The sequence below is a fragment of the Duncaniella sp. B8 genome, assembly GCF_005304985.1.
Lineage (GTDB): Bacteria > Bacteroidota > Bacteroidia > Bacteroidales > Muribaculaceae > Duncaniella > Duncaniella muris.
This window is the reverse complement of sequence record NZ_CP040121.1, coordinates 961262-974844: the sequence shown is the minus strand read 5'-3', so window position 1 is coordinate 974844 and position 13583 is coordinate 961262. Positions and strand designations below refer to the sequence as shown.

Sequence of the window (13583 nt, the reverse complement as noted above, 5' to 3'; positions counted from 1 at the left end):
ACCTAAGGGTCGCTTTTTTATTTAACTTCCTTAAATACTTGAGTTATGAACAAGCAGACGCAAACAGCTGACGCGCAGACTATCGCTTTTTACAAGCGATGCACCAAAGAACTATTGGAACGCCTCGCGGAGGCGCATGAGCAAATCGGAGGTCTCCAATACTATTTGGAGAAAAACGGCATTGATTTACCCCGACATCTCGCCGAGAAAAAAAGCCACAATACCGCAATGGCCGTGGCTCTCGCAAAGGTAAACCCTAAAATCCTGCTTGGCGGTTTTTCGCTGAACTGATACACAACACGGCGGCGGTTGCTTTCGGGCGACTGCCGCCGCTTAACGCTCAAATATAACATATTATGCTGAATGTCAAATAAATCCAAATCAAAGAAACAAAGCATTATTGAGTTGATTTCGTGTGGCTTCACTGACAGCGAGATTGCCGACACGTTGCATATAAGCGCACAAAGCGGTTATATCCGAAAATTGCGCCGCTCGCTTGCTGAGTCCTCACCCGAAGAATCCACGCAGGAGCAGGACAAACCGAAACTGACCCCGGAACGCTATTACAACGCTGTGATGAAGCACAACGGCACAAAAGATGATTTGGCCGCCATATTAGGAGTTTGCCGAAAGACACTTTACACATTTGAGCATAGCGCACAAATGAAAAACAGATTGGCTCGTTACATGAGGGTGCGCGGAATGAGCCTTGAAGTGATTGCCGGGCAAATCGGTACTAAGGTTTCTACACTTGAAAAAATGGGTTTGGATAAACTACCCACACTTGACGGCATAAAGATACAAATGGAAATTGCACTTGAACCTCTCGCCGATATAGCCCAATGGGACAATGAAGCCGCCTCGCTGTTTTACCGATTGCAGGACGCTTTGAAACGCCTAAAATAGATTGTTCCACGCACTTTGTTGGATGGCAAATGTAACCCCAACACTATATCCATTACACAATCTCGGCGCAAAACGAAAAGTACATTTTATAAAGTATTGTTATATTGCGTTTTATCACATTTGAGCCATTACACATTCAATCTTTATACAAGAGTGCCGTTTTACACAATCTCCCGGAGTCGCGCAAAATAGAGGTCAATCTTACGCTAACTGACACCTCGCGCCGCAAATAAGACAACGCACAAGACGCACAATAACCACCGCATCACCCTGCTAATACAGCTAAAATCCAAGATAACAAAGCCTTAATCCAAGTAAAAATCACACTTTCAGCCGCGAAAATCCAAGCAAAATCCAAGCAAATCCAACTAAAATCACGTTTTCAGAGTGCCAAAAATCGCCCTCAAAACGCCCTGCAACCCACTGAAAATAACACCGTTTACCATTACACAACGTTTTGCACTTTTCGTTTTTCCGCCCATACATCGTGTTTTCTGAGAAATTATATGCGACTCTTCCTCCGGGCGCTGACAGACCTCTGTCGCCCGGAGGAAGACTTGTCTGTTGGGCGGGTGTGCTGCTCGCCGCGCTGATCTATGCACTTTTCTCGCTCCATGTACCTTATATCGGTGACGATTATGCCCTTCCTGTCGACTGGATGACAGCCAACGGCGGTGTCAAGGAGTTTTCCTGGCCGAGGATGTGGAATTTCACGGCCTATCTGAGGTCTATCGACAATTGCCGGCTGGACAACATCGTGTTCATGGCGATGCGTATGGCTCTGTTGCCCAAATGGACTCTGGCGCTTGTAGTCGGACTGAGCGGGGCCTTTCTTATCCTTGGTGCGGGACAGCTGTGTTCCCCCCGACGCTCAGACCTGCCTCTGGTCATGATCGCTTTCTGGGGGTGGATGACATTTACGTTCTCGTGGCCCTTCGGCACGATGGGGATCGACAATTCATTCAATGTCCTTTTGCCGTCGGCCATGACGGTGTGGTTTCTCGTCCTGCTGCGTCGTGTGGCAAGCGGCAGGCTCCCGGTTCCGGTGCTTGTCGCAGGTGGTGTTTATGCCTTTCTGTGTGGATGGATACATGAAGGTTATGCCGTGCCTGTCGGATGCGGTCTTGGGGCGTGGGCGCTTCTAAGGTGTTTCCGTATGCCGTGGCAGTGGTGGATTCTCACAGCCGTTTTTGCTGCGGGAGCACTTTGGGTTGTCAGTGCGCCGGGCCTTTGGATGAGGTTTTCATCTGTCTCTGTGGGCGCCCCGGTCAATCTGAAGACAGTGCTTACTCTGTCGCTGCCTGTAGTAGTCTTGGCGGGATTGGCTGTTGTCTTGATGGCTTGCCGCATCCGGAAATGTGCGCTTGGAGGATGTCGGGATCATTATTGGCATCCACAAGCAATGGATGTCGTTGTCGCGATGGCCTTTGTGGTGTCAGCGGTGATAGTATTCAAATCGTCCCCTTCCAATCCGCGGGCTCTTTGGATCTGCAATCTTTTTGCCTCGCTGACAATGTTCGGGCTGCTTCGGACGGTCTTTGTCAGATGGCCGGCCACGGTGGTGAAATGTCTGGCCGGGGTGGCATTGCTTATGATCGTGGTCTTCTATATCAATGTCATCAGGACTCAGAAGCGGCTATGGGATGAAGAACAGGAGATCGAGCGGCAGATGGCGGAGTCGGAGACGGGGACTGTATATCGTGATTATACGATTGCAATGTCAAAACTGACGCTGCTTCATCCGGTCAACGCCCACTGGCGGACCACGCTCCACATCAACAGTTACAATGATTTTTATCCCGGCGACAAAGTCTTTGCGGTTGTTCCGCCTGTGCTGGAGAGTCTGACGGCTGAAATGGTCGATTGGATGGAACGCAGCTCCAATGGCGGTCATGACAGTCATGAACGGCCCGGATTTCCGGCGAAACTTTCAGGTGGGGCAGATGTGTTTGCCTATGGCGATGAGCTGATCATGCCTGACAGACGGATGACTATGACTTATTGGACTGGGACTGAGACTGAAGTGGCGTCGCGTGGTATAAAGTGTGATTACGAGTGTGCTGATGGCCGGAGATTTGACAGCATGGAGTCGGTGCAGATCCGGTTTCGCACCCGCGATGGCCGGAGTCTCATATACATAGCGCCCTGTCATGTCAAGGTAACAGGGCCTTATAATTCTGTTTCGTATGTTGAAACACCCTCTAATTAGCCGGAATTGAAATATGATTGAGAATGGAAGAGAGGTCAGGCATCCGCTGGTATCAGTTATAGTGCCCGCATATAATGTTGCTGAATACGTAAAGACAATATATAATAGTGTATTGGCGCAGACCTATCCTGACTGGGAGCTGGTTTTTGTGGATGACTGCTCGACTGATCAGACTGCGGCTGTGGTACAAGATATAGCCGATTGTGATCCGAGGGTAAGACTTTACAAGACGGAACATAATTCCGGAACTCCATTGAGACCGAGGGTAAAGGGCGCTGAGATGGCCGAGGGAGAGTATGTCTGCCCGATAGATGCGGATGACGATGTTTCGGCAGACTTTATCAGGGAGCTTATTGACAGGGCGCTGGAGACCGGAACCGAAATAACATTACCGATCATGAGAAATTGCCGATCCGGGGAAGAGGTGGAAATCTTTGATTCCGAAGCCTTGGATAAGGGCTCGGTTTATACGGGTTGGGATCTGGTTGCCCACACGCTCTATGAGTGGCGCTTTGGAATGAACGGCGGTTTGTATGAAAAGGAGTTCTATAAGAAGTGCCTGAACTATCTTCTGGGACTGAGATTGACGGTGAAGGCCCCCGTGGTGGCACTTACGGAGTCTCTTATGTTTATTGACGAAGCCGGCAGCCGTGTCCTTCTGATGGATGCGGAAAAAGTCGCTTTTGCCGCTAATGCGGTTTACAATTACAGATATAATCCTGATTCGGTTGTGGAAATCAAATCGGCCAGGAGTTTCAATATCCTGGATTCAAATATGTTTATCCGTCAGGCCTTGTTGGATCATGGATGCAGTGAAGGTCCGCTATGGAGACGATTGCAACTACATCTCTCAGCTTGTCTTGCCGACAAGATGGCAAAATATGTTGAAAATTATTCGAAATTATCGGCTCATGACCGCCGCGAAGCATTGGAAACGCTTAAACGGGCTTATCGGAATTATGATCCGGCGGAAGCCGCGCCTGCGATTTCAAAAATCTTTTATGTGATATTCCGCTCTGGCTTTTATAGCGCAGTCATGCTCTTTTATTTAAGAAATTGCCTGAAATTCAGGTTGCAGTGCTTTAAGGCCGTTTTTAAACGACCTCTTGGAAGAGCCTGTCAGCGTCTTTTGTCCGCTCGGTAAAAGTCAGTTGCAGAGGTAAACTGTATGACAAAAGTTCCGGAAGTCGGTGACAAGACTTCCGGAACTTTTGATTGTGTTGGATCGGTGGGATTTACAAGATGATAGGCGTCTTATTCGTGCTTGCGGTCCATAGCATACCAGGCATAGGCTATGTAGGCAGCCACTGCAGGAACGATTATGGAAACCCAGCTCATGCAGGTGAGAGTGAAGTGGCTCGATGAGCTGTTGAAGATGGTAAGCGACGACGATGGGTCGGTGAGCGAGGGGTAGTAGGGGGTGTTGTTGTAGCCTGCTATCCAGAAGAGGCAGAGCACCACCAGTATGGTGCCTGTTCCGCTCCACCAGATGCCGTCGGTCCAGTGGTCGGCAAGAGTGGAGCGGATGATTGCGTAGAGCACCATCACTACTCCGATCAGGAATATGGCCAGAGTCCAGGGCATTTCCACCAGATTGTGGAAGTATTTGAACTCGCGCGGAGCGAAAGTGCTCCGCAGGCCGTCGATCCCGCCGTTGAAAGTGGTCTCCAGTCCGGTTGACGTGAGGAGAACCCCGGCGAAGATGAGGAAGAGCACCACGAATATGGCACCGTTGACCATGACTCGGCGGCGGTTGGCCTTGAAAAAGCTGTCAGGGTTGGAATTGTTGTTGAGCAGATAGAGTGCTCCCTGCGTGCGGGCAAGGAAGAGAACGGTGAAGCCGAGCAGCAGGTTCTTCCAGTTGAATATGGCCTCGAAACCGTGGGAGGGAGCCCAGACTGAGATCATCGGAGAAGAACCGTTGAGAATGTTGCCTTTGCTGACTGAAAACTCAGCCCCGAAGAAGAACATCGAGACAGCCACGCCGAGCAGAATGCAGCCCACGCAGCCGTTGATGAAGAGAAAGGTATCGTAGGTGCGGGTGCCGAAGATGTTGCCCGGCTTTGTGCGGAATTCATAGCTGACAGCCTGGAGCACGAAGCTGATCAGTATGAGCATCCACAGCCAGTAGGCGCCTCCGAAACTTGTGGAGTAGAAAAGCGGGAACGATGCGAAGAAGGCACCTCCGAAAACCACCAGAGTGGTGAACGTGAGTTCCCATTTGTGGCCGAAAGAACTGATCATACGGCGCGAGGCCTCGGAAGAGTCGCTGACGGAAAGCAGAAACGTCTGTCCTCCCTGCACGAAAAGTAGGAACACCAGCAGTGCGCCGAGCACGGAAATGAGCAGCCACCAATATATCTGTAAGGATTCAAGTTCCATGATTTATGTCTGTTTGAGGGTGAGAAATCGGGTTAGTGGTTTTCAGGTCCGCGTCTGATCTGGTTGATCATGATTGTGACCTCGGCCACGAGCAGGGCTGTGAATACGGCGGCAAACATCCAGAATGTCAGCTGTACGGTAGAGGCCGAGATGGCCGAGATAGCGGCGCGGGCGGGCATCAGGCCTTCGATGATCCAGGGCTGGCGTCCGACTTCTGCAGTCACCCACCCGGCTTCTGAGCAGATCCACACCACAGGGATGGTCAGTATGGCCACCCACTGCCACCACTTGCGTTCCCAAAGGCGTCCGCCACGGGCCGAGCTGATGACGGCGAGTATGAAGAAAAGCAGGAGATAGCCTCCGGCAAGCACCATGATGTGGAACGAATAGAATGTCATGCCCACAGGCGGAATCGCCTCCTCAGGGCTGTCGAGATATCCGTAGCCGAAATAGCGGTAGTCTTCCTTGAGACGGGCGCGTGCTTCGGCCATAGCCGCGGTATCGCCGTCGGTCATGGCCCGGTCGAAGTCACGGAGGGCCTCATGGGCGCGTTTGCCTATGGCTATGCGTTCGGCATATGATTCAGTCCTGATGGTGTCGCCTTCCGGCGTGAGGCTTATACCTTCGATAAGATCATTGATGCCGGGCACGAAGGTGTTGGCATCGTGGTTAGCGAGGATCGAGAGTCCGTAGGGGATCGAGATGTCGAAAATGAAGGGATCTTTGCCGTCATTGAGAGTCTTTGACGGGTCGAGCAGACCGAAGCCCACTATCTCCTGGCCTACTTTACCGTTATATAGTCCCTCCATCGCAGCGAGTTTCATGGGCTGCACCCGCGCCACCTGGACTGCCGAGCCGTCGCCGGTCCAGAGTGTCAGCACGATGCCTGCGAGACCTGTCCAGCCGGCTATGCGGATCGAGTCGAGAGCGAATTCCCGGCGCTTGTTTTTCAGCAGGAACCAGGCGCTGACACCGCAGACAAACACTGCGCCTACCACCCAGCCGTCAAACACTGCATGGAAGAACTTGTTGATGGCCACGGGAGAAAGAACCACGTCCCAGAAGTTGTCCATGACGTTGCGCATCTGTGCCGGGTCGAATTCCATGCCGACGGGATATTGCATCCATGCGTTGGCAATCAGTATCCACAGGGCCGAGATCGAGGCTCCGAGGGCTGTCAGCCATGTGGAAGCGAGGTGGAATCCGGGGCTTACTTTTTTCCATCCGAAGAACATGACGGCAATGAAGGTTGCTTCCATGAAGAAGGCGAGCAGGCCCTCGATGGCAAGCGGCGCTCCGAAAATGTCGCCCACAAACCAGCTGTAGTTCGACCAGTTTGTGCCGAATTCGAATTCAAGGATAATTCCGGTGGCCACTCCCATAGCGAAGTTTATGCCAAAGAGTGTCATCCAGAACTTGGTAATTTGGAGCCATTTTTCGCTTCGGGTGCGGAAATAGATGGTCTCCATGATTCCGACTATCACGCTCAGGCCGAGTGTCAGCGGCACAAAGAGCCAGTGATACATGGCTGTGAGGGCAAACTGCCATCGCGACCAGTCGACTACGGTCATCAAATCGTCCATACTCTCGTGTTTTTTATAAGTTGTTTTTTATAGTTGAAAGAGATAGAAAGTCTGTTGAGTGTGTGTGTTTGTAAATGGCAGAATATTTCCGGAGCTTAACGGTTGAGAAGAGACTCCCTCACTGCCTCGGCCCTTTGGGCATCGGTGTCATAGTCGCGTGACAGGATGTCTGGGAAGAAGAAGAGTTTGAAAATGAAAAACAGAATGAACAGTTTGATGATTATCAGCAACCATAGCTTCCGGCCTACAGTCATCGAGCGGAATCCATCGGCATAGAAGCGGTATATGCGGTGGGTCACGGTTCCGAAGGCTGAGAGCCGAGAGCGGAGGTGAGCCTGTGATTTTGTCTGAGTTCTGTCCATATGCTGTTATAACAATCTCTGAATGTCAAAAGTGATGACAGTGAGGCAAATTTATATAAATTTTTCGCAGCGAGAAAAAAAGTATAGCTGTTATATAGCATATTCAGTCACATGCTATATGTGGGAGTAATTTAGGGTTTTAAGTAGGAAGATGGAGATGTCTGATGCCTGTGGTTGGATTTCCTGCATAAAAAACTCCGGCCCGTAATTTCTTACGGGCCGGAGGGTTATAAGAAGTGGATATGGTTCCGGGCGGTTATGCCTTGGCTGCTTTCTTGGCGTTGCGGCGGGCATCGGTGAGGTAAGCCACGGGAGCTGCCACGTAGATTGTGGCGAGAGTGCCGATGATCACACCGAAGATCATTGCGAATACGAATGAGCGAATCGCGTCACCGCCGAGGATGAAGATGCACAGGAGCACGAGGAGCGTTGAGCATGAGGTCATCACTGTACGGCCGAGAGTAGAGTTCATCGAGCTGTTGATGGTGTCGAAGAAGTTCTGTTTCGGATAGAGCTGAACGTTTTCACGCACACGGTCGAAGACTACCACGGTGTCATTGATCTGATAACCGATAACCGTAAGGATGGCGGCGATGAATGACTGGTCGATTTCCATAGCGAAGGGGAAGAGGCCCCAGAAGAGCGAGTAGAAACCGATGATGGTGAAGGCTGTGAAGGCTACAGCTGCAAGTGCGCCGAGCGAGAAGGCGATGTTGCGGAAACGGAGCAGGATGTAGAAGAACATGGCCAGAAGGGCGAGGATCACGGCGATGTAAGCGTCGGTGCGCATGTCGTTGGCCACGGTCGGACCTACTTTCTGCGATGACATGATGCCGATGTTCTCGTTAGTGGTCGAGAAGTCTTCGATGCTCATTCCGTTGAGCTGGTTCTCAAGGCCCTTGTAGAGGATGCCGGTGATTTCGTTGTCGATGCCTTCTTCGTCAGAGTCGATCTTGTAGTTGGTCGAGATGCGGACCTTGGTGTCGTCGTCAATGGTGATGACACTGAGCTGTGCACCGTCAAAGAGGGGTGCGAGCTGAGCCTGGAGTTCGTGGGTCTTCACAGGATGATCGAACTGAACCACATAGTTGCGGCCGCCTGAGAAGTCGATGCCCTGGTTGAGGCCGCGGGCAAAGAACGAGATGATCACTATGGCTACAACCGCGCCGACAATTCCGAAGCTGACCTTGCGGGCGCCGAGGAAATTGAAGTGGGTGTCAGAGAACATCTTGGCCGAAAGGGGAGTGGTGAATGTCAGCTTTTCGAAGGGCTTGGTCTTGGCACACATTATATATATAAGGCGTGTCAGGTAGACAGCGGTGAAGAATGAGCAGACAATACCGATGATGAGGGTGGTGGCGAAGCCTTTGATAGGACCTGTTCCGAAGAGAAGGAGGATCACACCTGTGATGATCGAAGTGAGGTTCGAGTCAAAGATGGCTGAGAATGCGTTGCTGTAACCGTCGGCGATGGCGGTGCGTACGCTCTTGCCGGCGCGGAGTTCTTCTTTGGCACGTTCGTAGATGAGCACGTTGGCGTCAACTGCCATACCGAGCGCGAGCACGATACCGGCGATGCCGGAGAGTGTCAGCACGGCCTGGAATGACGCGAGGATGCCGAAGGTGAAGAAGATGTTGAAGATGAGGGCGATGTTGGCGATGATGCCGGGGACAAGGCCGTAGAAGAGACACATGAAGATCATCAGGAGCACGATGGCGATGATGAACGACCAGAGACCGTCGTGGATGGCCTGTTCGCCGAGCGACGGACCGATCACGGTGTCGGAGATGATGTCGACCTTGGCTGCCATCTTGCCGCTCTTGAGCACGTTGGCAAGGTCTTTTGCTTCATCGGTGGTGAAGTTGCCGGTGATCTGCGAGCGTCCGCCTTCGATCACTGAGTTGACGTTGGGCGAAGAGTAGACCTGATTGTCAAGCACGATAGCCACGGGCTTGTTGAGGTTGGCGGCAGTGATGCGGGCCCACTGGCGGGCTGCTTCGGGTTTCATGTTCATTGAAACGTAGTTGCCGTTCATGGCTTCGTAGTCGCTGGTAGCTGAAGTGATGACGTCGCCGCTGAGTGCTGGTTTGCCGTTTGAGGTCTTGAGGGCTACGAGCTGATAGATGCTGAGGTTGCGCTTGCCGCGTACGGAGTCGTCGACCTGTACTATCTCAGGCTTGAATTCCCATGCAAGTTTGAGGTTGGAGGGAAGGATGCCTTTGGCTACGTTTGATGCAAGGATGGCATCAATGGTGTCACGGGCAGTTTCGGTGGCTGAACCTACGCTGATTGGGCGGTAGGGGTTGCCGACCTGGAGGAAGTAGTCGAAGAGACCTTTGCCGTTGCCGGTGGTGTCGGTGCGCAGGGCGTTGTCAAGCGCCTGGAGCATCGGGGCGATTTCGTTGAACTGGGTGGTCTCGTAGAATTCGAGGTTGGCGCTTGATTTGAGAAGCTCGCGTACACGGTCGTGTTCCTTAACGCCGGGAAGCTCAAGGAGGATCTGGCCGTCCTTTTCAAGTTCCTGGATGTTGGGGGCAACGACTCCGAATTGGTCGATACGGGTGCGGAGCACGTTGGTGGAGCTGCTGACGCGGTCTTTCACTTCCTGACGGAGTGAGTTCTTGATGGCGTCCATGCTGTCACCGCGCTTCACCTGATCCTTGAACACTACCGAAAGATCGCCCTGGGGGTCGAGCTTACGGTATTCTGCGCAAAAGACGTCTATGAAGTCATTGCTCTTGTTGGCACGGGTGATTGAGTCGGCGCTCATGACGGCACGTTCGAAGTAGGGGTTGCCTTCTGCGTTGGCCATCGAGCGGAGGATGTCGGGTACCGATACCTGCAGGGTGACGTTCATACCACCTTTGAGGTCGAGGCCGAGACCTACTCCGAGTTTCTGTACTTCATTGAATGTATAGCCTAAATAAACCTTTTCGTTTGCGATGTTCTTGATGTACTCGCTGTAGGCCTTACGTTTAGTTTCAGGGCTGTTGTTGTCCTTGGCAGCCTCGACGGCGGCATATTCTTCCGCTTTCTTCTCGTAGTGGTTGGTAACTAACGTGAATGAAAGGTAGAACAAGCAGATGAGCACCATGAAAATGGCGATCACACCTGCAACAACACTTCCCAAAGATCCTTTGCTTTGCATTGTGTTAAAGTGATGTATTTAAATAGTTAGTTAAAATTAAAATTCTGATTGATTTTCATGGAGAAAATCGGTAAAGTGCCAATTTTCAGTCTGCAAATATACAAAAATTCTTTTAAATGCCCTCGCCGGAGGACTGATTTTTGCGTTAGAGTCTGTTTAAACTCTAAATCGGGTGGCTTTTGATCGGGAATTGCCTTACAGATAGGCAAATTCAGGGTTCAAGGCAGGCAAGTGCGATGACCTCGCCGGCGGCCAGGGAGTGCCAGGCGAGTGAAAATTTGCTTCCGCGGGCCTGCGCGGATGTGAAATCCGGGGCTATGTGGATTTCCTTGAGGGCGAGTCCGGGGGTGAGCGCGGCTTTGTAGGCGGCTTCTTTGGCTGTCCAGTATTTCAGGAGTATGCCGAGTCTCGACGGCTCGTCACAGCAGAGGTTTGCAGAGTCTTCTTCGGCAGGGGTGAGAAAGCGTTGGGCCACACGAAGCAGCTGCGGGCGTGGAGACTCGATATCTACACCTATATTAATATGCGGGCTATTGCCTACGGCGAGCAGGCAGTGGCTGGTGGAATGGGATATGGAGATGCGCAGGTCCGGATGTCCGCTCACGGACGGTGCACCCTCCGGACTGTGGGTTAATTCCATCCCCTCGCCAAGGGCTTGGGCTATAAGCGATTCGACGGCGGCTTTCTCGCAGTCGCGTCTTGAGCCTGCGGTGTCCGGGACGGGGCAGAGGTAAAGGCGGCAGCAGCCGGCGGTCAGTTCGGTCATGGTCAGAGGTTTTTGAGGAGATAAAGCATGTCGTCTCTGACGGTTCTTACTATTGGGGCTATTGAGTCGGGTGAGGAGCCTGCGGGCAGATCAAGGTAGAAGGCGCCGGAGAGCACGGAGGCGGAATCTGTGGCAAGAAGCTGCACGGGGGTGGTGAGCGAGGTGCGGGTTTCGGCCAGTTCGCAGTGCCAGTTGCCGGCTGATGTGAGTTCGGTGATGACAGTTGTGGCGCCTCCGGAGTTGAGTTCCATGCGTTCGCGGCGGTTGTTCATGATCGCTGATATCTCCTGTCGGCCGGCTGGAGAGAGGGTCAGGTAGAGGGTTGCATTGCTGAACTGCGGGTAGGTCACGGTGATCCACCATGAGGCGTCGGCTTTCTGCTGCATGCTGACGTCGGCGTCTGAATTGAACATCAGTGTGGCCGGACCTGCGGTGTGGATGCTGTGGTTTCGGCCTGGCAGTTCGATGCGGGGCCATCCCTCCGGTTTGGGAACGGCGCTGTCATTTCCGGCCCCGGAGCATGAATCTGCGGCTATAGCCGCCGTGATGCTTATTATAAGGCATGAAATATGGCCTAAGGCTTTTTTCATCGGTTTTACAGGGCGGGAGTTGGAGAGGTCATTGAATCAGGCTGGTCTTCGGGCATTACTTTGACGCGCACGTTGACGATGCGGTGCTGATGGATGGAGAGCACCAGGAAGCGGCAGCGGCCGTAGACAATTGATTCTTTTTCTTTCGGGAAGTCTCCCTTGATGGCCAGGAGCATTCCGGCGAGTGTCTCGCAGTCTTCGATGACGGGTGCATAGGCTTCTTCATCGAGATCGGTTACGCGGAAGAAGTCGTTGAGCAAGGTTTTGCCTTCGAAGATATAGGTGTCGTCAGGTAGGCGGCGGTAGGTTTTTTCTTCAACGTCATATTCGTCGTCGATATCGCCCACTATCTCTTCAAGCACGTCTTCAAGGGTCACGATGCCTTGGGTGCCGCCGAATTCGTCGACCACGATGGCCAGATGGACTCTCCGCGAACGGAAATCTTCGAGGAGGTCGTCGATCATGCGCGATTCAGGCACATAGTAGGGTTCGCGCATCAGTTTCTGCCATTCGAAGTTTTCTCCGGTCTGCCCTACGTAGGGGAGAAGGTCGCGCGAATAGAGCACTCCTTTTATGTTGTCCATAGTGTTTTCATAGACCGGCAGGCGGGCGAATCCGCTTTCGATCACTATTTTCATCACCTGGGCGAAGGAGTCGGAGGTTTCGATGCCTGTGATGTCGACGCGCGGGGTCATGACTTCAGAGGCTGTTGTGTCGCCGAATTTCAGAATGCCTTCGAGCATGTCTTTGTTTTCGTCGTCGCTTACATGGGCTATCTCCAGAGCCTGCGAGAGGTCATCGGCGGTGACAGAGGTGGTCTTTTTGGTCACCACTTTCTTTACAATGCCACTGCTCTTGACGAGGACTGACGAGAGCGGATAGAACAGACTGAGCCCGGCTTCAAGCATCGGGGCAGCCGTTTTGGCCCATGCCAGATTGTTGGAGTTGGCATAGAGTTTCGGCAGGATTTCTCCGAAGAGGAGTATCAGGAAGGTAAGAAGTACGGTCTGCAGGATGAAACTCCACACAGGGCTGAGTGTCGAGAAGATCGGGCCGAGGGCGAAGTTACAGAGCACAACGATGGTCACGTTGACCAGATTGTTGATGATGAGGATTGTGGCCAGGAGGCGTTCGGGCATCCGGAGCAGTCTTAACACACGTTCGCCCGACGAACTTTCTTCCAGTTCGTCGCACTGCACGGGTGTCAGCGAGAAAAATGAAATTTCGCTTCCGGAAACAAATGCGGAGATCAGAAGCGCTGCCAAAGCACACAAGAGCGCCACAATGCTGTCGGTGGAAAATGGCGCAACGTCAAGCAACGGAGTGTTGGTAATGTCAAGAAGAGTGTTTGCCACCTGTTCAGTGGCAGGTAAAGGGTCAGTGTCCAAGACGATTTAGATAAGTTATACAAAGAGCCGGGGCATCAATCTCAAAGACGGTATGAGCCAACACAGGCATTATCGCTGCAAAGATAATGAGAATTTTCGTAACCTCACAGATTTTGCCTCGGCTTTGTTAAAAAAACGGTCCGCGGCAAGATGCCGAGTGACCGTTTCGGGGTAAGAGGTTTTATGCCCCAGGTGAGGATCATGTTGTTGTAAAACCAGACTTTGACCGGTTCATGGTTGTGTGTATGG

11 protein-coding genes are annotated in these 13583 nt (G+C 52.3%); 4 read left to right on the top strand and 7 right to left on the bottom strand.

Annotation, left to right across the window (positions count from 1 at the left end; translation table 11 throughout):
• The first annotated feature begins 45 nt into the window (after positions 1-45).
• The 4 genes from FDZ78_RS04465 (at position 46) to FDZ78_RS04450 (ending at position 4259) form a co-directional block, all read left to right on the top strand.
• Positions 46-291, top strand: coding sequence for a hypothetical protein (locus FDZ78_RS04465; RefSeq protein WP_136408280.1), 246 nt, complete (start codon positions 46-48; stop codon positions 289-291).
• A 72-nt stretch (positions 292-363) separates the two neighbouring features.
• Positions 364-906 (top strand): hypothetical protein, encoded by a 543-nt coding sequence (locus FDZ78_RS04460; protein WP_136408281.1) that lies wholly within the window; start codon positions 364-366, stop codon positions 904-906.
• Positions 907-1393: 487 nt separating this feature from the next.
• Positions 1394-3115, top strand: a complete 1722-nt coding sequence (locus FDZ78_RS04455) for a DUF6056 family protein (RefSeq protein WP_136408090.1) — start codon at positions 1394-1396, stop codon at positions 3113-3115.
• A gap of 13 nt (positions 3116-3128) precedes the next feature.
• Positions 3129-4259, top strand: coding sequence for a glycosyltransferase (locus FDZ78_RS04450; RefSeq protein WP_136408089.1), 1131 nt, complete (start codon positions 3129-3131; stop codon positions 4257-4259).
• A gap of 110 nt (positions 4260-4369) precedes the next feature.
• Here the strand turns inward: FDZ78_RS04450 and FDZ78_RS04445 are convergent, their stop codons facing one another.
• From FDZ78_RS04445 to gldE, 7 genes are all read right to left on the bottom strand, one after another.
• Positions 4370-5497 carry a cytochrome d ubiquinol oxidase subunit II gene (locus FDZ78_RS04445; RefSeq protein WP_136408088.1) on the bottom strand — a complete coding sequence of 376 codons (1128 nt, stop codon included), beginning with the start codon at positions 5495-5497 and terminating at the stop codon, positions 4370-4372.
• A gap of 32 nt (positions 5498-5529) precedes the next feature.
• Entirely contained in the window at positions 5530-7080 is a 1551-nt protein-coding gene (locus FDZ78_RS04440; RefSeq protein WP_136408087.1) for a cytochrome ubiquinol oxidase subunit I, read from the bottom strand.
• Positions 7081-7175: 95 nt separating this feature from the next.
• Positions 7176-7442, bottom strand: coding sequence for a DUF4492 domain-containing protein (locus tag FDZ78_RS04435; RefSeq protein WP_107031677.1), 267 nt, complete (start codon positions 7440-7442; stop codon positions 7176-7178).
• Between the two features lie 256 nt (positions 7443-7698).
• Entirely contained in the window at positions 7699-10590 is a 2892-nt protein-coding gene (gene secD / locus FDZ78_RS04430; RefSeq protein ID WP_107031676.1) for a protein translocase subunit SecD, read from the bottom strand.
• A gap of 211 nt (positions 10591-10801) precedes the next feature.
• The gene (locus FDZ78_RS04425; RefSeq protein ID WP_136408086.1) at positions 10802-11356 is read right to left on the bottom strand and encodes a 4'-phosphopantetheinyl transferase superfamily protein; all 555 of its coding nucleotides are present in this window, start codon (positions 11354-11356) and stop codon (positions 10802-10804) included.
• A gap of 2 nt (positions 11357-11358) precedes the next feature.
• Positions 11359-11946 carry a hypothetical protein gene (locus FDZ78_RS04420; RefSeq protein WP_136408085.1) on the bottom strand — a complete coding sequence of 196 codons (588 nt, stop codon included), beginning with the start codon at positions 11944-11946 and terminating at the stop codon, positions 11359-11361.
• A gap of 5 nt (positions 11947-11951) precedes the next feature.
• Positions 11952-13301: a gliding motility-associated protein GldE gene (gene gldE / locus FDZ78_RS04415; protein WP_136408084.1), complete on the bottom strand. Its 1350-nt coding sequence runs from the start codon at positions 13299-13301 to the stop codon at positions 11952-11954.
• Positions 13302-13583 lie beyond the last annotated feature (282 nt).

Bases quoted from the DNA above. Each gene is read 5' to 3' on its own strand.
- FDZ78_RS04465 (WP_136408280.1), top strand. From the start codon at position 46: ATGAACAAGCAGACGCAAACAGCTGACGCGCAGACTATCGCTTTTTAC.
- FDZ78_RS04460 (WP_136408281.1), top strand. From the start codon at position 364: ATGTCAAATAAATCCAAATCAAAGAAACAAAGCATTATTGAGTTGATT.
- FDZ78_RS04450 (WP_136408089.1), top strand. From the start codon at position 3,129: ATGATTGAGAATGGAAGAGAGGTCAGGCATCCGCTGGTATCAGTTATA.
- FDZ78_RS04445 (WP_136408088.1), bottom strand. From the start codon at position 5,497: ATGGAACTTGAATCCTTACAGATATATTGGTGGCTGCTCATTTCCGTG.
- FDZ78_RS04440 (WP_136408087.1), bottom strand. From the start codon at position 7,080: ATGGACGATTTGATGACCGTAGTCGACTGGTCGCGATGGCAGTTTGCC.
- FDZ78_RS04435 (WP_107031677.1), bottom strand. From the start codon at position 7,442: ATGGACAGAACTCAGACAAAATCACAGGCTCACCTCCGCTCTCGGCTC.
- secD (WP_107031676.1), bottom strand. From the start codon at position 10,590: ATGCAAAGCAAAGGATCTTTGGGAAGTGTTGTTGCAGGTGTGATCGCC.
- FDZ78_RS04425 (WP_136408086.1), bottom strand. From the start codon at position 11,356: ATGACCGAACTGACCGCCGGCTGCTGCCGCCTTTACCTCTGCCCCGTC.
- FDZ78_RS04420 (WP_136408085.1), bottom strand. From the start codon at position 11,946: ATGAAAAAAGCCTTAGGCCATATTTCATGCCTTATAATAAGCATCACG.